Genomic DNA, 19,898 nt, shown 5'->3' on the forward strand with positions numbered 1-19,898 from the left:
ATTACTGTTACTTGGCCACGGGGTCGCGGCGTCCGAGGCGGACCTTCTTCACCTCGCGGACGGCCTCGACGTCGGAATCCTTGAAGCCGAAGAACCAGGTGAGGACGAAGGACACACCCAGTGCCACGCTCGAGGCGATGAGGAAGCCCCAGAAGCTGAAGTCCAGGCCGTCGGGGTTAACGAAGGACGTGAACCCGATGAGCGAGCCGGTGAAGCCCCACATGTTCACGTTGAACAGGCCGGTGAGCAGACCACCGCAGGCACCGCCGATGGAGGCCATGATGAACACGCGGCCGTACTTGAGGTTGACACCGTACATGGCGGGCTCGGTGACACCACAGAATGCGGAGATGGCGGCCGGGCCGGAGATGGCCTTGATCTTGTCCAGCTTGGTCTTGAGGAACACGGCGAGGACCGCGCCACCCTGGGCGACCATCGTCGCGGAGATGATGGCGTTGAGGTAGGAGTTGCCCTGGGAGGCGATGTCCTGGGCGACCAGCGGGATGACGGCCCAGTGGAGACCGAAGATGACCAGCGACTGGTAGAAGCCGCCGATGAAGGTGCCCGAGATGGTCGGGGAGAGGTCGTACAGCCCCTGGATGAGGCTGGCGATGCCCGTGGAGACGAACATGACGATTGGGCCCAGCACCAAGATGATGGCCAGGGAGACGATGATGACCTCGGCGAGCGGCAGGAAGATCATGCGCACGGTGTTCGGGATGACCTTGCGCAGCCACGGTTCGACGATGCTGGCCAGCCAGGCGGCGACGATGATCGGGAAGATCGAGTAGGTGTAGCTGGCCATGTGCAGCGGGATGCCGAAGAAGTCCGAGTTGAGCGACATGCCGAGGACGGAGTTTTCGCCCTCGACGGAGGCCATCTCGACGAGCGCGGGGTAACAGAGCACGCCACCGATGATGGAGACGATGATGGGATCGGCCCCGAGTCTGCGGGCGGCGGTGAAGCCGACGAAGATCGGGAGGAAGAAGAACACCGCGTCGCTCATCGCGTTGATGATCTGGAACGTGTTCGACGTGTTGGTGATGACGTCGAAGGTGAGCAGCAGGGACAGGATGCCCTTGATGATGCCGGAGGCGGCCAGCAGGCCGATGATCGGGATCATCGAGCCGGTGATTACGCCGATGAGCTCGGAGAATCCGTACTTCACCCAGCCGATGGCGGTGGTGGGCTTTTCCCGTTCCTCGCCGCCGTCGTCGATGGGGGCGTCGCCGCCGCCGATCTGCGCGGTGATGGCGTTGTAGACATCTTCGACGTCGGGTCCGATGACCACCTGGTACTGGCCGCCGGCCTTGACCACGTCGATGACGCCGTCGAGGTCCGCCACGTGGGCGTCGTCGGCCTTGGATTCGTCCTTGAGGTAGAAGCGGACGCGGGTGATGCAGTGCGTCACGCTGCGGACGTTCTCGGCTCCGCCGATCCCGTCGATGATGTCCCAGGCGGTGGCGTCGAATCCGGTGAGGTTGGCGGGTCGTTGCGTATCGACGTCCGCGGTGCCCTGCGTTGCCACGTCCGTCGCCGCCGGAGCGGCGGCGTCCGCCACGAGCGGGAAGGCCTGCGCCACTTCGGTGCCCAGGTCGGCGGGGCCGGTGGTCACATCGAGGTGGTCGAGCTTCTTCTTCGTGTTGGTGATGATGACGACGGTGGTCGTGGACTTGCCAGCCTCAAGGATGGTGTCAACGTCCATGGTGGCGACCTTGTCACCGGCGGTGACCTCATCGCCCTTGGCCACGCTGATCGTGAAGGGACGGCCCTCCAACTCAACGGTGTCGATGCCGAGGTGGACGAGGAACTGCATGCCGTCGGCAGTCTTGATGCCAATGGCGTGGCCGGTCTTGGCCACCATGACGACTGTTCCGCTTACGGGAGCGACGACGTCCCCTCCGGGGGTGTCTTGGATGCCGAAGCCCTCACCCATGGTCTTCTTAGCGAAGACGGGATCAGGGACATCGTCAATGGGAATGATTGTTCCCTTAATGGGGGACAGAACTGAAACTGTCTCGCTCATGATTCTCCTTTAATCAAGGCCAGAGCCTGGTAGGGCAGTAGATTGAGGGTCAGGGAGTCGGTAGTCGATAGATCTCCGGGGTAGTTGTCGATGAGGATGCGGGAATGAAGGAAATCTGCGGGTAGCTCGATGCTCGTCGGCTCCTGGGTAAGGTTGCAGGCCACAAACACGGAATCGCGCAAGTAGGCGTAGACGTGATCGTGGTCCAGATTCCAAGCCTGGTAGGAGCCGTCGGCGATATCGGGAATCTCGCGCCGGAGGCGGAAAAGTTCTTGGTAATGGCGGAAAATGCGGCCCTCGGCGAGCTCGTCGCGCACGTTGATGCGGTCCTGGTTGGTGGGCATGAGCCAGGGGGTGCCGGTGGTAAAACCAGCACCGGGGGAGTTGTCCCACTGCATGGGGGTGCGCGAGTTGTCGCGCGCCCGGGCGGCGACGATGGCGAAGGCATCGTCGGAGGTGGCGCCGGCGTCGACAAGCAAGCTGAACGCATTGCGGGCCTCAACGTCGACGTAGGACCCGATGCCGGCGTACTCGGGATCGGTCATGCCGATCTCTTCGCCCATGTAGATGAAGGGCGTGCCGCGCAGGAGGTTGATCATCGTGGCCAGCATGGTGGCGGATTCGACGCGCCACGTGTGGGCGTCGCCGAAGCGGTCGAGGGCGCGGGGCTGATCGTGATTATTGAGGAACAGCGCGTTCCAGCCGCCGCCCTCCTGCATCCCTTCGGCCCATTCGTTGAGCTTGTGGGCCAAGGCCATCGGCTCGAAGGGAGCCAGCGCCCACTTCTGGCCCTCGGGGTAATCCACCTTGAGGTGGTGGAAGCTGAAGACCATGTCGAGCTCGCGGTTATCGGGGCGCGAGTAAGACACGCAGCGGTCGATGGTCGTCGATGACATCTCGCCGACGGTGATGTGCTCCGGGATCGCGCCGAAGGAGGCCTCGTTGAGTTCGTGGAGCCATTCGTCGACATGCTCGCCATCGGTGTACATGACGCGGGGATCAACGCCCGCGGGGGAGGAACCCATGTCCTCGTCCTTGGAAATGAGATTGATCACGTCGAAGCGGAAGCCCGTGACACCCCTATCCGTCCAGAAATTGACGATGTCCGCCATTTCCTTCCGCACATCCGGGTTGCGCCAGTTCAAATCAGCCTGGGTGACATCGAAAAGGTGCAGGTAGTAGTCGCCGGTATCGCCGAACGGGGCCCAGGCATCACCACCGAACTTCGACTCCCAATTGTTGGGCAGGCCACCATCGAGCCCGGGCGGGCGAATGATGTAGTAATCGCGGTATTTCTGCTCGCCCGCTAGGGCGCGCTGGAACCACTCGTGCTCGGTGGAGGAGTGGTTGAACACCATGTCGAACATGACGCCGATGTTGTGGGCTGCCAGGGCGCTAATAAGCTCCTGCAAGTCCTCCATCGTCCCCATGCTGGGGTCAATCGCCCGGTAGTCGGCGACGTCGTAGCCATTGTCGCGCTGCGGCGAGACGAAGAAGGGGTTGAACCAGACCATGTCCGGGCCAAGCTCAGCGATGTAAGGGACGCGCTGGATCAATCCGCGCAGGTCACCGACCCCATCGCCGTCCGAGTCCTGAAAGGACTTCGGATAAATCTGGTAGACCACTTTGTTACGAAATGACATAGCGCAGGGGAAACCCTTTCAGATCCGACAAGCCTTCCCTCTCACCGTAATAACATTGCCACCGCAATGTAAGGGCAAATATGCACAATCCCCCGAAACGTGTCAGGCACCGCAGGGCGATTTGTTAAACCCCGGGCGGTCCACTAATGTCAACCACCGAAGTTTGAACGGCCCTGAAAAGCCGAGCTCAAGTTTCACCGAAGACCGTCGGTCATCCGAAAGGATCGAAGGAGCCCAGGCGACTGGGACGGCCTACGCAGGAGACACTTTCGAGCCTCTTACCTCCTCGCGGGGAAGACGCGCCCTGTGCTCTTGCACGGGGCTTTTTCCATGGTTAGCCCAGGGATGAAGCTCCGGCGGATCAACACGACACGTAATTGGAAGGAGGCGAAGTAATGGCAAACGCTAAGAACCAGGCCGAGCTCGCAGAGCTCAAGGCTAAGTTCGACGAGGCATCCTCTGTGGTCCTCACCGAGTACCGTGGCCTGACCGTTGCGCAGATCTCTGAGCTGCGCGGCGCTCTCGGCTTCGACGTCCAGTACTCCGTCGCCAAGAACACCCTGATCAAGCTCGCTGCCCAGGAAAAGGGCATCGAGGGTCTTGACGATCAACTCACCGGCCCGACCGCCGTTGCCTTCATCAAGGGCGAGGCAGTCGACGCCGCAAAGGTGATGAAGAAGTTCGCCGATGAGAACAAGGCGTTCATCGTCAAGGGTGGCTACATGGACGGCAACGCACTGTCTGCCGACCAGGTGAAGGCCATCGCCGAGCTGGACAACCGGGAGACCACTCTCGCGAAGCTGGCTGGTGCCATGAAGGGCAACCTGGCAAAGGCCGCAGGCCTGTTCAACGCTCCCGCTTCTCAGGTCGCACGCCTCGGCGCTGCGCTCGCAGAGAAGAAGGAAGCTTAAGTCGCAGGTTCCTGCGCACCCACAACCCCACAATTTTTATCGGACCCGGAAGGGTTCACAGAAAGGATGGCCATCATGGCTAAGCTCACCAAGGACGAGCTCATTGAGGCTTTCAAGGAGATGACCCTGATCGAGCTCTCCGAGTTCGTCAAGGAATTCGAAGAGGTCTTCGAGGTTACCGCTGCTGCACCGGTCGCCGTTGCTGCTGCAGGTGCCGCTGGCGGCGAGGCTGCCGCTGCTGAAGAGCAGTCCGAGTTCGACGTCATCCTCGAGGATGCCGGCGCCAAGAAGATCGGCGTCATCAAGGCTGTCCGCGAGCTCGTCTCCGGCCTGGGCCTGAAGGAAGCTAAGGAGCTCGTCGAGGGCGCACCGAAGGCTGTCCTCGAGGGCGCTTCCAAGGAAGACGCTGAAGCTGCCAAGGCAAAGCTGGAAGAGGCTGGCGCAAAGGTCACCCTCAAGTAATTCCCTTGCTTTTCGACGCCCCCGTGCACTGCTTCACAGCAGCGCACGGGGGTTTTGCGTTGCCTGCTTCTCCGCCATGTGATCCCGACCCCCTGATCCCGACCGGAACCCTGTTTCGGGGCTGCGGCGGCGGTGAAAGCCCAGGTCGGATTTCTTGGGCAACCTAAAAGTCGCGAGGGGGGCGTCGCGATCAGTGGTGATTCTGTGCCACGATGGTGCAAAGACTCACACCCCACATCGACAGCGTAACCGCCAGAGGAACCCACCATGGCCGACAAACAGACATCAAACGGACCGCTCATCAAAGCCCTAGTCATATTCTTCCTCGGATTGGCCAACGGCATCTTCCTTGGCCTGCGCCACGACAGTTGGCCCTCATTTGTTGGCTTCCTCATCGTCGGCTTCGTCGTCGCCTGGCTCGTGTACATGGTTGGTCGCCGGGCGGAAGCCCGTTAACTTGCGCGGAGCTAAGCAGTTCGGTGGACAATTGACAGGGGATCCTCTTGCGGGTGGGCGCAGGAATATTCCTGCTCGAGTATTTCTCACACTCTGGTTTGCTTCAGTTGTGTTGGCATGGACCTACACCTTCGGACTCATCAATGATGACACCTTGGCATTGGCGATCATTCTTCTTGCGCTCTTCGGGGTTGCCACCGTCGTCAGCGTCCTGACGTTCAGGGCTCCGACCTGGCTTTTGGTGGGGCTGATATTCGTCGGAGCGATTACTGCCGCTGTCGGAATCTACTATCGCATTGAGGCGCCCGAGGGCATCCTCACGCCAGCTCTCATCCCGCTAGGGGTGGGAGTTGTTATAGCCGAGCTGGCTGTGATGTTAGACCGCTGTCTTCGTGCCTGGTCTAGGTGACATCTGCTGGTCAGAAAGGCCCGAGGAAGCCCTGTGTTGGGATAGAATGCCGCAACTTGCTCTTTGACTGAAATGAGAACTTGCCATGGACGAAGCTAGACATCCCGTTGAGCCACAGGGAATGAGCTCCAATGTGGGGCGAGGGCTGAATTTTCCTGCCATTGTATTTTTTACGCTTTGGATCTTCTGTATTTTGTTGGCGTTGTCTCGCTACTTTGGATTCGTCGATGAGGACATGCTGGCACTAGCAATGATCGCCTCGCTGTTATTCGGAATAGCTGGCGTGCTGAGCATCGTGACTTTTTGGGCTCCGACCTGGCTTTTAGTGAGCCTGGCAATTATTGGTGCTGTCACGGCTGCTGTGGGCATCTACTATGTTGTCACCGTGCCGATGGCATCCTCACGCCACTTCTCATTCCCCTTGGGTTGGCGTTTGTTTTCGCCGAGCTGGCGGTGATGATGGACCGTTATGTGAAGAACCTGGTTTGGAAGAGGTCTGCCAAGCCCTCGGCCTCGTAGGGGATTGGACATCGGATAGACAGCCAACAGCCCAGTCGCGAGTTAAGGGTAATTATCTTCAGAGGTGCGATAGCCGGTCTAAGACGCCACCAACGAGTTCTGGGACAACATACCCGCGGCCCTAGCTGCCCATGCCGGCATCCGGGAGCGGGTCAGTAAGGCTCGGCGAACCAGTGCCGGTCAAACCCAAAAGGTATCGCGATCTACCACCGCAAGCAGGACTCCTGTCGCGAGCATCTGACGGTAGTGATTATGACGATGGCGGTGGTCTGGGTGATCATGCTGGGGCGTCTGTACCTGGTGATGTGCGTGGTGTACTCGAAGCCCTCGGCCTCAAGGCTCGGCCAGGGGCGCACCAAATTGATCTGCGTCAGGTACTATCAACCTGAAAAGTACTACAGCATCCTCGATGTAGCTCCGTACAATTCCATGTTCGGAACATGTCAAGCCTCCACAGTTTTCTATTCGTCTTTCTGTTCGCCACAAAGGGTGGGGAAGCTTCTCCCGGAATAGCCCAATCAGGTCGGCCGAAATAGTATCTAGTCGAATTGGAGTTAGCGATGGTTGATAAAAATGGAGTAGGTCCATCCGATCCTATTTCAATAATATTCGGCCTAAATCTTCCACTTCCTGAGCTTTGTGCGTTTCTGATCGGGGTGGCGATGTACATCTTCGGGGCCGAAGGTGTGCCAGGCGTGGGTCGCGTTGGAATGTTTCTAATAGCGGGTGGGATGACTGGGCCTATCATGGGACTGCCGCTCCTGTTGGTGCCAATTAAGGTATTTTGGTTCGACTTGGCATACATATGTGTGGGCTTTTCGGTCTTCTTTTACACCTTGTCGTTCATGGATGGCTCCTACTTGCTCGGACTACTGATTCCCATTTGTTCAACCGGAGTGGTGATAGCAGGTTTTTCATTTATATTGCGGCGGCTGATTGCGCTTTCGGTAGTTTCTGGCTAAGTCGTTGATGCTTAATTTCGTCCCTTTAGAGCTAGCGAAGAAGCTTTGACCTAGGCCAGGTCCACGTGCGCCTGGGCCACGAAGAAGTTCTCGCACGTATGGTCCGACGGCTTAAGCTAAGAGAGTCAAGACAGGCAGCTCACGGAGTGTCGACCTGGTGTTCTGCGAATTCCTCAATCAGGTCTCTGTTGATGGGGACGATGGAGAAGTGCACCTGCGTCTGCTCAGCGCGGAGTATCCAATTGACATCAGTGTTGCAACGTCGGATTTCAGCAATCACATCGTCTCCGTAACCACCCGCAATGGTGACGCCACCGTCACGTCGGCTTCTAAAGCCTCCATATCAACACGATCAACACGGAGAGTGCTCGCTAGCCGTGGACTGCCAGGTAACCTAACGGGCATGCTTGGAAAATCGCGTCTTGTCTCGGTCCTGCTGTTCGGCTTGGGAGTTGCCCTCGTCGTGGCTGGGTTGATTGCGCCGCGGTTTGTTCACCTGGATGCTCGGATGTCGTTGAACTCGGGTGGGAGTACGTGGACGTTGACTGATGCGTCGGCGGAGTCGAGGTTGGTGGCTGATCCGGAAGGTCGGGTGGTGGATGCGCCGGTGACTCGTCAGTTGCACATGGATATTCAGAATCCTTCTGATGAGAATATGGCGTCGCTTCGGGTGGGGGAGACGCTCATGCGGGATAGCCAGCAGGGTGATCTTGATCGGTTGATCAGTGCGGAGGTGTGGACGTTGAGCGTTGATCGTCTCACCGGCGCGGTGGAGGGCCCGGCGGTGCTCAGTGATCAGCTGGCGAGCCCGGTCAGTGAGGTCACGATTGATGGCTACTGGCTGAAGTTCCCCTCCCAGGCCAAGCAGACGACCTATGAAGTTTTCGATCCCACCCTTCGCGCGACCCGTCCGGCAGCTTTCGCCGAGGAGCTGGAGATGAATGGGCGGACGGTCTACCGCTATCGCCAGGATATTGAGCGGGAGATGGTGGCCCAGTCGTTCGCGTCGCCGTTGAACACGACCACTTTCGAGGGAGAGGAGGGGGATCCGCGCGGCTTCCTCTTCCATTCGGTCACGCGGGACTTCTTGGTGGATAAGGTCTCCGGGTTGGTCGTGGAAATCCGGGAAGATGTCGATGATTATTACGGAACCGCCGATGGAGAGAAGCGCCAGCAGGTGCTGCTTTTCGACGGCTCCATGTCCCAGGCGCAGATCGACGATCACCTCGCCGAGGCGGCAAAGGTAAAAGACCGTGGCGTCGCCGCGGCTGTGCGTTGGGGGGTCGTGGCGGTCGGCGCCATCCTAGTGCTCGCCGGTTTGTTGGGGGCCTTCCGGGCGCGACGCGCCCGCGCGTAAATCGTGTTGATGGCCGGGCTCTGCTAGAGTCCCCGCTGAATTCTTCCGATAGCCCTCACGACACGGCTGAAAATTAGCGCTTTACAAGTCGTGGATGATGGTATAGGCTACTTCGTTGCGCTGGAATTCGTCTCTGGTAGGCATCTCAACCTTGATCGAGTCGCTTGAAAAAGTCGATTTGACAAGGTGATTTTGTGCTACCTGGGGGCGGCCATTCCACAGCAGACCGAATGCTAATTTTACCAGCGGATTCGACGATTGTTAGCCAGAGCAGTCGCCACCCGCGTGAGGTGCTGGAAGGACCCATCTTGGCAGTCTCCCGCCAGACCAAGTCAGTGACCGACATTCCCGGAGCCCCGAAGCGATATTCTTTCGCTAAGATCTCCGCGCCCATCGAAGTTCCGGGTCTTCTTGACCTGCAGCGTGAATCCTTCGCGTGGCTGATTGGCACGCCCGAGTGGCGTGCCCGCCATCAGGAGGAGCGTGGGCCGGAAGCCCGCTTGACCAGTGGACTCGAGGATATTCTTGACGAGTTGTCGCCGATTCAGGACTACTCCGAGAATATGTCGTTGTCGCTGTCTGAGCCGCGCTTCGAGCCGGTGAAGAACTCTATTGATGAGTGCAAGGACAAAGATATTAACTACTCTGCGCCGCTGTATGTGACGGCAGAGTTCATTAACAATGAAACCCAAGAGATCAAGTCTCAGACGGTGTTCATTGGTGATTTCCCGATGATGACGCCGAAGGGCACGTTCATCGTCAACGGCACCGAGCGTGTCGTGGTCTCTCAGCTCGTCCGTTCCCCGGGCGTCTACTTCGACCAGACGATTGATAAGTCCACGGAGCGACCGCTGCACTCTGTGAAGGTGATTCCTTCCCGCGGTGCGTGGCTCGAATTCGACGTCGATAAGCGAGACACCGTAGGTGTCCGTATTGACCGTAAGCGTCGCCAGCCGGTGACGGTGCTGCTCAAGGCCCTTGGTTGGACCACTGAGCAGATTCAGGAGCGATTCGGTTTCTCCGAGATCATGATGTCCACCCTCGAGTCTGATGGTGTGGCCAACACCGATGAGGCTTTGCTGGAGATCTACCGCAAGCAGCGTCCGGGCGAGCAGCCCACGCGCGACCTTGCTCGTTCCCTGCTGGACAACTCTTTCTTCCGTGCGAAGCGCTACGACTTGGCCAAGGTGGGCCGCTACAAGGTCAACCGCAAGCTCGGCCTCGGCGGCGACCACGACGGTCTGATGACGCTGACCGAAGAGGACATTGCCACCACCCTGGAGTACCTCGTTCGCCTGCACGTCGGCGAGCGTTCCATGACCTCCCCGACCGGCGAGATCATTCCGGTGGAGACCGACGACATTGACCACTTTGGTAACCGTCGTCTGCGCACCGTCGGTGAGCTGATTCAAAACCAGGTCCGCGTTGGCCTGTCCCGCATGGAGCGCGTCGTCCGCGAGCGCATGACCACGCAGGACGCTGAGTCGATCACCCCGACCTCGCTGATCAACGTCCGTCCGGTCTCGGCCGCGATCCGTGAGTTCTTTGGTACCTCCCAGCTGTCCCAGTTCATGGACCAGAACAACTCGCTGTCGGGCCTGACCCACAAGCGTCGTCTGTCCGCACTGGGCCCGGGTGGTCTCTCCCGTGAGCGCGCCGGCATTGAGGTCCGCGACGTTCACCCGTCTCACTACGGCCGCATGTGCCCGATTGAGACCCCGGAAGGCCCGAACATTGGCCTCATCGGTTCGCTCGCGTCCTACGCCCGGGTGAATGCTTTCGGTTTCATTGAGACCCCGTACCTGAAGGTCGTTGACGGCCGAGTGACCGACATTGTCGAGTACCTCACCGCCGACGAGGAGGATCGCTACGCCATTGCGCAGGCCTCCATCGAGCGCGACGCTGACGGCGTCATCACCGCTGACCGCATTGAGGTTCGCCTCAAGGACGGCGCCATCGGCGTGGTCACCGACGGTTACGGTGTGGACTACATTGACGTGTCCCCGCGCCAGATGGTCTCCGTCGCTACCGCGATGATTCCGTTCCTCGAGCACGACGATGCTAACCGTGCCCTCATGGGTGCGAACATGCAGCGTCAGGCTGTGCCGCTGGTCCGCGCCGAGGCCCCGTACGTGGGCACCGGCATGGAAAAGCGCGCTGCTTACGATGCTGGCGATATGGTCATCACCCCGAAGGCTGGCGTGGTGGAGAATGTCTCGGCTGACGTCATCACCATCATGGACGATGAGGGCATCCGCGACACCTACCTGCTGCGCAAGTTCGAGCGCACCAACCAGGGCACGAGCTACAACCAGACCCCTCTGGTCAACATGGGCGATCGCGTCGAGGCCGGTCAGGTTATCGCCGACGGCCCCGGTACCCACAACGGTGAAATGTCCCTCGGCCGCAACCTCCTGGTTGCGTTCATGCCGTGGGAAGGCCACAACTACGAGGACGCGATCATCCTCAACCAGCGTGTGGTGGAAGAGGACATCCTCACTTCCATCCACATCGAGGAGCACGAGATCGATGCCCGCGACACCAAGCTCGGTGCCGAGGAGATCACCCGTGAGATCCCGAACGTCTCCGAAGATGTCCTGCGCGACCTCGACGACCGCGGCATCGTCCGCATCGGCGCCGACGTTCGCGCTGGCGACATCCTCGTCGGCAAGGTCACCCCGAAGGGTGAGACCGAACTGACCCCGGAGGAGCGTTTGCTTCGCGCCATCTTCGGCGAGAAGGCCCGCGAGGTCCGCGACACCTCCATGAAGGTGCCGCACGGCGAAAACGGCAAGGTCATTGGTGTGCGTCGCTTCGCCCGCGAGGACGACGACGATCTGGCTCCGGGTGTCAACGAGATGATCCGCGTCTACGTGGCCCAGAAGCGCAAGATCCAGGACGGCGATAAGCTCGCCGGCCGCCACGGCAACAAGGGCGTCGTGGGCAAGATCCTCCCGCCGGAGGACATGCCGTTCATGGCCGACGGAACCCCCGTCGACATCATCTTGAACACCCACGGTGTCCCGCGTCGTATGAACATCGGCCAGGTCCTGGAGATCCACCTCGGTTGGTTGGCAGCAGCCGGCTGGTCCGTCGATCCTGAGGATCCGAAGAACGCCGAGCTCATCAAGACCCTCCCCGAGGAGCTTTACGACGTCCCCGCTGGGTCGCTCACCGCGACCCCCGTCTTCGACGGTGCCACCAACGAAGAGCTCTCCGGCCTGCTGGCTAACTCCCGCCCGAACCGTGACGGCGACGTCATGGTCGACGAGACCGGTAAGACGATGCTTCTCGACGGTCGCTCCGGCGAACCGTTCCCGTACCCCGTTTCGGTGGGCTACATGTACCTCCTCAAGCTCCACCACCTGGTGGACGAGAAGATCCACGCCCGCTCTACCGGCCCGTACTCCATGATCACCCAGCAGCCGCTCGGCGGTAAGGCCCAGTTCGGTGGCCAGCGCTTCGGTGAGATGGAGGTGTGGGCAATGCAGGCATATGGTGCTGCCTACACGCTGCAGGAGCTTCTGACCATCAAGTCCGATGACGTTGTCGGCCGTGTCAAGGTCTACGAAGCGATCGTTAAGGGTGAGAACATCCCGGACCCGGGTATTCCCGAGTCCTTCAAGGTTCTCCTCAAGGAGCTGCAGTCCCTGTGCCTCAACGTGGAGGTTCTCTCCGCCGACGGCACCCCGATGGAACTGTCTGGTTCTGATGACGACGAGCTCGACTCCGCTGGATCCTCGCTGGGCATCAACCTGTCCCACGACGAGCGCTCCGACGCTGACGTCAGCTAACAGACCACAATCGACGATATTCGCCATTCAATCCCTCCCAGCCGGGAGGGGAAAGGGAGTTACGTGTTCGACGTAAACCTCTTCGAAGAGCTCCGCATCGGCCTGGCCACTGCCGACGACATTCGCCGCTGGTCCAAGGGCGAGGTCAAGAAGCCGGAGACCATTAACTACCGCACCCTCAAGCCGGAGAAGGACGGCCTCTTCTGCGAGCGCATCTTCGGCCCTACCCGCGACTGGGAGTGTGCCTGCGGTAAGTACAAGCGTGTCCGTTACAAGGGCATCATCTGTGAGCGCTGTGGCGTCGAGGTGACCAAGTCCAAGGTCCGTCGTGAGCGCATGGGCCACATCGAGCTGGCCGCCCCGGTCACGCACATCTGGTACTTCAAGGGTGTTCCTTCGCGCCTGGGTTACCTTCTGGACCTGGCTCCGAAGGACCTGGAGCGAATCATCTACTTCGCTGCCAACATCATCACCTCCGTTGACGAGGAAGCTCGCCACAACGATCAGTCCACCCTCGAGGCAGACATGCTGCTGGAGAAGAAGGACGTCGAGGCTGACGCCGAGGCTGAGATCGCTGAGCGCGCTGCCAAGTTGGAGGAGGACCTCGCTGAGCTCGAGGCCGCCGGTGCCAAGGCCGACGCCCGTCGCAAGGTGCAGTCCGCCGCCGACAAGGAGATGCAGCACATCCGCGAGCGCGCGGAGCGCGAGATCGACCGCCTTGAGGAGATCTGGCAGACCTTCATCAAGCTTGCTCCCAAGCAGATGATCATCGATGAGACCGTGTACGAAGAACTCGTCGACCGTTACGAGGAGTACTTCACCGGCGGCATGGGTGCTGAGGCTATCCAGACGCTCATCCGCAACTTCGACCTCGACGCCGAGGCCGAGGAGCTGCGCACGATCATCAACGAGGGCAAGGGCCAGAAGAAGATGCGCGCCCTCAAGCGCCTCAAGGTCGTTGCCGCGTTCCAGCGCTCTGGCAACGACCCCGCTGGCATGGTCCTCGATTGCGTTCCGGTGATCCCGCCGGAGCTGCGCCCGATGGTCCAGCTTGATGGTGGACGTTTCGCCACCTCCGACCTCAACGACCTCTACCGTCGCGTGATCAACCGCAACAACCGCCTCAAGCGCATGATCGATCTCGGTGCCCCCGAGATCATCGTGAACAACGAGAAGCGCATGCTGCAGGAGTCTGTCGACGCCCTCTTTGACAACGGTCGTCGCGGCCGCCCGGTCACCGGACCGGGCAACCGCCCGCTGAAGTCGCTGTCTGACCTGCTCAAGGGTAAGCAGGGTCGTTTTCGTCAGAACCTGCTGGGTAAGCGAGTCGACTACTCTGGCCGTTCGGTCATTATCGTTGGCCCGCAGCTCAAGCTGCACGAGTGTGGTCTGCCGAAGCTCATGGCTCTCGAGCTGTTCAAGCCGTTCGTGATGAAGCGACTGGTGGAAAACGAGTACGCGCAGAACATCAAGTCCGCTAAGCGCATGGTCGAGCGTCAGCGTCCCGAGGTGTGGGACGTGCTCGAAGAGGCCATCTCCGAGCACCCCGTCATGCTCAACCGTGCACCTACCCTGCACCGCCTGGGCATCCAGGCCTTCGAGCCGAAGCTCGTCGAGGGTAAGGCCATTCAGCTGCACCCGCTCGCGTGTGAAGCCTTCAACGCCGACTTCGACGGTGACCAGATGGCAGTCCACCTGCCGCTGTCCGCCGAGGCCCAGGCCGAAGCTCGCGTGCTCATGCTCGCCTCGAACAACATCCTGTCCCCGGCCTCCGGCAAGCCCTTGGCTATGCCGCGCCTGGACATGGTCACGGGTCTGTACTTCCTGACCATGGGTAAGTCCGAGAACGAGATCGGTGGCCAGGGCGCCTACAAGCCGGCCGATGAGAACGGTCCGGAGCAGGGCGTCTACTCGTCCTACGCCGAGGCCATCATGGCTCGCGACCTGGGTGTCCTAGGTCTGCAGGCTCCGATCCACGTCCGGATCTCGCACCTGCGTCCCCCGGCTGACATCGAGGCTGAGCAGTTCCCCGACGGTTGGGAGCAGGGTCAGACCTGGATGGCGGAGACCACTCTTGGTCGCGTCATGTTCAACGAGCTCCTGCCGTGGAACTACCCCTACCTTGAGGGCGTCATGGTCCGTAAGGGTGGCGGTGCCGGCAACATCCTGCTCGGCGACGTCATCAACGACCTCGCAGCCACCTACCCGATGATCACCGTCGCCCAGACGATGGACAAGATGAAGGACGCTGGCTTCTACTGGGCCACCCGTTCCGGCGTCACCATCGCCATGTCCGACGTTCTCGTCCTCCCCAACAAGGAGGAAATCCTCGAGCGTTACGAGGCCGAGGCCCGCGAGATCGAGGACAAGTACTGGGTCAAGGGTGCTTTGCGTGAACGCGACCGCTACGACCGCCTAGTCGAGCTGTGGCAGGACGCAACCAACCAGGTGGGTAAGGCCGTCGAGGAGCTCTACCCCGACGACAACCCGATTCCGATGATCGTGAAGTCCGGTGCCGCCGGCAACATGCGTCAGATCTGGACCCTGGCTGGCATGAAGGGCATGGTCGTGAATTCCAAGGGTGACTACATCACCCGACCGATCAAGACCTCCTTCCGCGAAGGCCTCTCCGTTCTCGAGTACTTCAACAACTCGCACGGTTCCCGAAAGGGCCTGGCCGATACCGCGCTGCGTACCGCAGACTCCGGCTACCTGACCCGTCGTCTCGTCGACGTGGCTCAGGACGTCATCGTCCGCGAGGACGACTGTGGCACCCGCCAGGGCGTTCGCGTCCCGGTCGCCATCGAGGTCAAGGACGCCGAAGGTACCGTCACCGGCTTCGCCCGCCACCCCTTGGTCGAGACGTCCGTCTCCGGTCGAGTCCTGGCTACCGAGGTCAACGGTGCCGACGGCGAGCAGCTCTACGCCGCTGGCGACGAGCTGACCGAAGCGCGTATCGACGAGCTCGTGCTCAACGGTGTCACCGAGGTCAAGGTCCGTTCCGTCCTCACCTGCCAGACGCCTACCGGCGTCTGCGCCAAGTGCTACGGCAAGTCCATGGCATCGGGTCACCTCGTTGATATCGGCGAAGCAGTCGGCATTGTCGCCGCCCAATCGATCGGCGAGCCCGGTACCCAGCTGACCATGCGTACCTTCCACCAGGGTGGTGTCGGTGGTGACATCACCGGCGGCCTCCCGCGTGTCCAGGAGCTGTTCGAGGCCCGCGTGCCCAAGAACGCCTCCCCGATTGCGGAGTTCGACGGCACGGTCCACCTCGAGGATGACGGCAATTTCTACCGGTTGACGCTGACCTCCGACGATGGTTCCGAGGAGAAGGTCTACGAGAAGCTGTCCAAGCGACAGGGCCTCGCCCAGATCCGCGTCGCCATGGAGAACAACGCTGGCGTGTTCATCGAGCGCACCCTGCGCGATGGTGACCACCTCAAGCTGGGCGAGCGCATCCTGCGCGGACCCGCCGACCCGCACGATGTTCTGCGGGTGCTGCGTCGTCGCGGCGTCGAAAAGCACCTTATCGACGAAGTGCAGGCCGTCTACCGCACCCAGGGTGTGGCCATCCACGACAAGCACATCGAGATCATCATTCGCCAGATGCTGCGCCGCGGTACCGTCATCGAAGCCGGCTCCACCGACTTCCTGCCGGGCACCCTGGTTGACCTGTCCGAGGCACGTCGCGTCAACGCCGCGATCCGCGCCGAGGACGGCCAGCCCGCCGAGCTGCGCGACCAGATCATGGGCATCACCAAGGCCTCGCTGGCTACGGAGTCTTGGCTGTCCGCCGCATCGTTCCAGGAGACCACTCGTGTCCTGACCGACGCTGCGATCAACCGTCGCTCCGACCAGCTCATCGGCCTGAAGGAGAACGTGATCATCGGTAAGCTGATCCCGGCCGGTACCGGTATCTCCCGCTACCGCAACATCTCCGTCAAGCCGACCGAGGCTGCCCGCAACGCCGCTTACTCGATCCCCACCTACGGGGACTCGATCTACGGTGATGACGGCTACGCCGAGTTCACCGGCGCATCCGTGCCGCTGGACGAGGATTTCCAGCTCTAGGAAGTCGCAGGCTTCTGGCATAGCCTGCATTCGGTCTGCTTAAGGCCCCACGGTTCCACTCCTTCGGGAGGGGGCCGTGGGGCCTTTTCGTTGCACGCCCACTGAGTCGGCGAAACCGGCACTTCCTAACAACTTGGGCGGTTTCGAAGGGGGATTCACCCCGGAGTTGTTAGGAAGTGCGGGTTTTGGACTATTCGGGCGGGCCGCACGAACGGTGGCTACGTGGCTTTCCTGGGTTCGCGGACGATTTCCACCCCACCCATGAGGCCGACGCCAGAGACGCGGATGACAGGTGCATCGGCGGGGAGGTCGTTCATTCGGGTGGTCACGTCTTTGCTCGTGGTGATGCCGAATCCGCCCATGATGCCTAGGCCGCTGCTGATGACGCGGACATCCTCGGGCACGACGATCTTGATTCCGCCCATCACGGCGACGGCGACGATCTCAGTTTCCCGAGATGCCAGTCGGGCTGAGCGGAGGTCGAGGTAGTTGCCGCCCATGACGGTGAGAGAGGTGTGCCGAGGTGCACACAGCCAGTCACCGGACTTTTCGCTGCCGCCCATCATGGACAGCGACATTTCGCTGCCGCCAGATTCGTCGGTGACCTGGGTGGACGCCGGGGAGATGGCCCGTTGGGGTATGACGGCGGGAACAGCAGATTCGAGGACCACCGTGGGATCGGGGAAGAGATCCTGCAGCGGAGTGATTAGGTCTTCGCGGTAGAGGCACCGCCACACCTGCTCGGTGCGTTCGTCGAGCTCCGCGTAATCGATGCGGCCTTGGGCGAAAGCCTCGGAGAGCGCGGCGATGACCCGGTTGCGCTCGTCGTCGCTGGCGCGGATGTGCGGATTGTCGGTCATGCCATCGATACTACGGTCTTGTTTAGGTAGAACCCGGAGGCATCGCAACCGCGGGCCCATTGGACGACCAGTGCCGCGCCGAAGTCGGCGACGCGTTCCTGCAGGTTCGGCAGATGCGCCTCCAGCTCGGACCCGGGCCAGACCGTGGTCCGGACCTGCGCCTCCACACCTGACGCCGCCACCACCGCCAGGGACTCCCACATCGCTTCCGCCGCCCGCGGGGTGCAGCCGACCACTGGCGGTAGATCGGGCGGCAGTCCCTTGATGTCCAGGCCGATCCAGTCGGGCGTGGTCTCGGGGTCGGCCAGCAGGCGCCGCAGGCGGCTGGGTGAGTAGCCGCTGGTGTGCAGGCCTACCGGGAAGCCCAGCGCATGCGCGGAGCGGATGGCGGAGGGCAACGCTGGGGAACTGACGGGTTCCCCGCCGGAGATGACGAGGGCGTCGAGGAGGCCACGGCGGGCGTCGAGAAGCTGGGTGACGTCGTGCCAGGAGACGGTGCCGGGACGGAATTGTTGAAGTTGTGGATTGTGGCAGTAGGTGCAGCGCAGCGGGCACCCTTGGGTGAACACTGTCGCCGTGAGGCGGCCGGGCCAATCGGTGGCCGAGAAGGGGATGAGCCCGGCGATCGGCAAGTCACTCGCGGAAGTAGACGCGCTCACGGAACTCGCCCTTCTTGCCGATGTTGAAGCTTTGGACCGGCCGGAAGTAGCCCATCACGCGGGTCCACATTTCGGTGGGCTCACCGCAGGAGGGGCAGGCGGGGTGCTCGCCGGAGAGGTAGCCGTGGTCTTGGCAGATGCTAAACGTCGGCGTGATGGTGAGGTAGGGCAGACGGAAGGTCTCCAGGGAGCGTCGCACCAGCGCCGCGCAGGCTTCGCCCGAGCTCATGGCTGCGCCCATGTAAAGGTGGAGGACGGTGCCGCCGGTGTACTTGGCCTGCAAGTCCTCCTGGGCGGCGAGGGCGGCGAAGGGATCAGGAGTGTGCGCGACGGGGAGCTGCGAGGAGTTGGTGTAGTAGGGCTCCTCGTCCGATCCGGCCTGCACGATGTCGGGGAAGCGCTTGCGGTCCTCCTTGGCCAGGCGGTAGGTCGCGCCTTCGGCGGGGGTGGCCTCCAGGTTGTAGAGATGTCCAGTCTCCTCCTGGGCCGTGACCAGCAGGGCATTGAGGTGATCGAGCAGGCGCGCGACTTGTGCGTGCCCCTGCGGATCGGTGAGATCGTAGGCGCCGGAAGTAAAGTTGCGGATCATCTCATTGCAACCATTGACGCCGATGGTGGAGAAATGATTGTCCAGGTTGGGCAGCCAGCGCTTCGTGTACGGGTAGAGGCCGCGGTCGAGGGCCTCGGCCACGAAAGCTCGCCGTCGCTCAAGCGTATCGACGCCCAGTCGCACCAGCTCCGTCGCCGCCGCCAACAAGGCGGCTTCGTCCCCCGCGTGGACGTAGCCCAGGCGGGCGCAGTTGAGGGTGACCACCCCGATGGAGCCCGTGAGTTCGGCGGAACCGAAGAGCCCGTTGCCCCGCTTGAGCAGCTCGCGCAGATCGAGTTGGAGCCGGCAGCACATCGACCGGATCATGCCGGGATCGAGATCGGAGTTGAGGAAGTTCTGGAAGTAGGGGAGTCCGTAACGGGCCGTCATGTCGAATAGCGCCTGTGCATTGGGGCTATCCCAGTCGAAGTCGGGCGTGATGTTGTAGGTGGGGATGGGGAAGGTGAACGGGCGACCCTCGGCGTCGCCTTCGCCCATGACCTCGATGAACGCCCGGTTGATGAGGTCCATCTCGGCTTGGAGATCCCCGTAGGTGAAGCCAACCGGCTCGTTGCCGATGAAGGGAACCTGATCTCGCAGGTCCGGTGGGCAGACCCAATCGAAGGTGAGGTTGGTGAAGGGGGTCTGCGTGCCCCAGCGGGACGGGACGTTGAGGTTGAACACGAACTCCTGAAGGAACTGGCGCACCTGCTCGAACGTGAGGGAATCAAGCCGGATGAACGGCGCGAGGTAGGTATCGAAGGAGGAGAATGCTTGCGCGCCGGCCCATTCGTTTTGCAGGGTGCCGAAGAAGTTGACGATCTGCCCAAGCGCCGAGGTGAAATGCCGGGGCGGAAGCGATGAGGTAGTGCCGGGAACCCCGCCGAACCCTTCTTCCAGCAACTGGCGCAGGGACCAGCCGGCGCAATAGCCAGACAGCATGTCGAGATCATGAATGTGGAGGTCCCCCTCGCGGTGCGCGCGGCCAGCGGCGGGGGAGAAGACATTGTCCAACCAGTAGTTAGCGGTGATCGCGCCAGCGGAGTTGAGGATCATTCCGCCGAGGGAATAGTCCTGGTTGGCGTTGGCGTTGACGCGCCAGTCGGAGCGGTCGAGGTAGTTCTCGATGAGGGCGGAGGGGTCGATGCGATGGGAAGACACGGCATCAACCATAAGT

At 61.4% G+C, this 19,898-nt stretch carries 14 protein-coding genes; 9 read left to right on the top strand and 5 right to left on the bottom strand.

Annotated elements, in window-relative coordinates:
* Positions 1-7: 7 nt before the first annotated feature.
* Positions 8-2,026: a PTS sugar transporter subunit IIABC gene (locus tag CATRI_RS01840; protein ID WP_290219168.1), complete on the bottom strand. Its 2,019-nt coding sequence runs from the start codon at positions 2,024-2,026 to the stop codon at positions 8-10.
* Positions 2,023-3,669, bottom strand: a complete 1,647-nt coding sequence (locus tag CATRI_RS01845) for an alpha,alpha-phosphotrehalase (RefSeq protein WP_290219170.1) — start codon at positions 3,667-3,669, stop codon at positions 2,023-2,025. Before CATRI_RS01845 ends, CATRI_RS01840 begins: the two co-directional genes overlap by 4 nt.
* A gap of 395 nt (positions 3,670-4,064) precedes the next feature.
* Between CATRI_RS01845 and rplJ the strand changes: the two genes are divergently transcribed.
* The 9 genes from rplJ (at position 4,065) to CATRI_RS01890 (ending at position 16,613) form a co-directional block, all read left to right on the top strand.
* Positions 4,065-4,580, top strand: a complete 516-nt coding sequence (gene rplJ, locus CATRI_RS01850; RefSeq protein WP_047252290.1) for a 50S ribosomal protein L10 — start codon at positions 4,065-4,067, stop codon at positions 4,578-4,580.
* 75 nt (positions 4,581-4,655) lie between these two features.
* Positions 4,656-5,042 carry a 50S ribosomal protein L7/L12 gene (gene rplL, locus CATRI_RS01855; RefSeq protein WP_290219173.1) on the top strand — a complete coding sequence of 129 codons (387 nt, stop codon included), beginning with the start codon at positions 4,656-4,658 and terminating at the stop codon, positions 5,040-5,042.
* Positions 5,043-5,309: 267 nt separating this feature from the next.
* The gene (locus tag CATRI_RS01860) at positions 5,310-5,498 is read left to right on the top strand and encodes a hypothetical protein (protein ID WP_290219177.1); all 189 of its coding nucleotides are present in this window, start codon (positions 5,310-5,312) and stop codon (positions 5,496-5,498) included.
* Between the two features lie 154 nt (positions 5,499-5,652).
* Positions 5,653-5,907 (top strand): hypothetical protein, encoded by a 255-nt coding sequence (locus CATRI_RS01865; RefSeq protein ID WP_290219179.1) that lies wholly within the window; start codon positions 5,653-5,655, stop codon positions 5,905-5,907.
* Positions 5,908-5,992: 85 nt separating this feature from the next.
* Positions 5,993-6,364 carry a hypothetical protein gene (locus CATRI_RS01870; protein WP_290219181.1) on the top strand — a complete coding sequence of 124 codons (372 nt, stop codon included), beginning with the start codon at positions 5,993-5,995 and terminating at the stop codon, positions 6,362-6,364.
* A 622-nt stretch (positions 6,365-6,986) separates the two neighbouring features.
* Positions 6,987-7,388: a hypothetical protein gene (locus CATRI_RS01875; RefSeq protein WP_290219184.1), complete on the top strand. Its 402-nt coding sequence runs from the start codon at positions 6,987-6,989 to the stop codon at positions 7,386-7,388.
* A 403-nt stretch (positions 7,389-7,791) separates the two neighbouring features.
* Positions 7,792-8,745: a cell envelope lipid trafficking protein PgfA gene (pgfA, locus tag CATRI_RS01880; protein WP_290219187.1), complete on the top strand. Its 954-nt coding sequence runs from the start codon at positions 7,792-7,794 to the stop codon at positions 8,743-8,745.
* 290 nt (positions 8,746-9,035) lie between these two features.
* Positions 9,036-12,539 carry a DNA-directed RNA polymerase subunit beta gene (gene rpoB, locus CATRI_RS01885; protein WP_290219190.1) on the top strand — a complete coding sequence of 1,168 codons (3,504 nt, stop codon included), beginning with the start codon at positions 9,036-9,038 and terminating at the stop codon, positions 12,537-12,539.
* 63 nt (positions 12,540-12,602) lie between these two features.
* Entirely contained in the window at positions 12,603-16,613 is a 4,011-nt protein-coding gene (locus tag CATRI_RS01890) for a DNA-directed RNA polymerase subunit beta' (protein ID WP_290219193.1), read from the top strand.
* Positions 16,614-16,831: 218 nt separating this feature from the next.
* On the opposite strand, the gene CATRI_RS01895 is transcribed toward CATRI_RS01890, so the two are convergent.
* From CATRI_RS01895 to CATRI_RS01905, 3 genes are read right to left on the bottom strand one after another with little or no spacing between them, the layout of a single operon-like run.
* Positions 16,832-17,473 (bottom strand): DUF1707 SHOCT-like domain-containing protein, encoded by a 642-nt coding sequence (locus tag CATRI_RS01895; protein WP_290219195.1) that lies wholly within the window; start codon positions 17,471-17,473, stop codon positions 16,832-16,834.
* Positions 17,470-18,132 (bottom strand): anaerobic ribonucleoside-triphosphate reductase activating protein, encoded by a 663-nt coding sequence (locus CATRI_RS01900; RefSeq protein WP_290219199.1) that lies wholly within the window; start codon positions 18,130-18,132, stop codon positions 17,470-17,472. The genes CATRI_RS01895 and CATRI_RS01900 overlap by 4 nt, the downstream gene beginning before the upstream one ends.
* A complete protein-coding gene (locus tag CATRI_RS01905; RefSeq protein WP_290219201.1) occupies positions 18,107-19,882 on the bottom strand; it encodes a ribonucleoside triphosphate reductase in 1,776 nt (591 codons plus the stop codon). The genes CATRI_RS01900 and CATRI_RS01905 overlap by 26 nt, the downstream gene beginning before the upstream one ends.
* Positions 19,883-19,898: the final 16 nt, after the last annotated feature.

This window comes from Corynebacterium atrinae (assembly GCF_030408455.1).
In the GTDB taxonomy this organism is placed as follows: domain Bacteria; phylum Actinomycetota; class Actinomycetes; order Mycobacteriales; family Mycobacteriaceae; genus Corynebacterium; species Corynebacterium atrinae.

Coding starts and splice junctions, on each gene's coding strand:
- CATRI_RS01840 (WP_290219168.1), bottom strand. CDS start 2,026: ATGAGCGAGACAGTTTCAGTTCTGTCCCCCATTAAGGGAACAATCATT.
- CATRI_RS01845 (WP_290219170.1), bottom strand. CDS start 3,669: ATGTCATTTCGTAACAAAGTGGTCTACCAGATTTATCCGAAGTCCTTT.
- rplJ (WP_047252290.1), top strand. CDS start 4,065: ATGGCAAACGCTAAGAACCAGGCCGAGCTCGCAGAGCTCAAGGCTAAG.
- rplL (WP_290219173.1), top strand. CDS start 4,656: ATGGCTAAGCTCACCAAGGACGAGCTCATTGAGGCTTTCAAGGAGATG.
- CATRI_RS01860 (WP_290219177.1), top strand. CDS start 5,310: ATGGCCGACAAACAGACATCAAACGGACCGCTCATCAAAGCCCTAGTC.
- CATRI_RS01870 (WP_290219181.1), top strand. CDS start 5,993: ATGGACGAAGCTAGACATCCCGTTGAGCCACAGGGAATGAGCTCCAAT.
- CATRI_RS01875 (WP_290219184.1), top strand. CDS start 6,987: ATGGTTGATAAAAATGGAGTAGGTCCATCCGATCCTATTTCAATAATA.
- pgfA (WP_290219187.1), top strand. CDS start 7,792: ATGCTTGGAAAATCGCGTCTTGTCTCGGTCCTGCTGTTCGGCTTGGGA.
- CATRI_RS01895 (WP_290219195.1), bottom strand. CDS start 17,473: ATGACCGACAATCCGCACATCCGCGCCAGCGACGACGAGCGCAACCGG.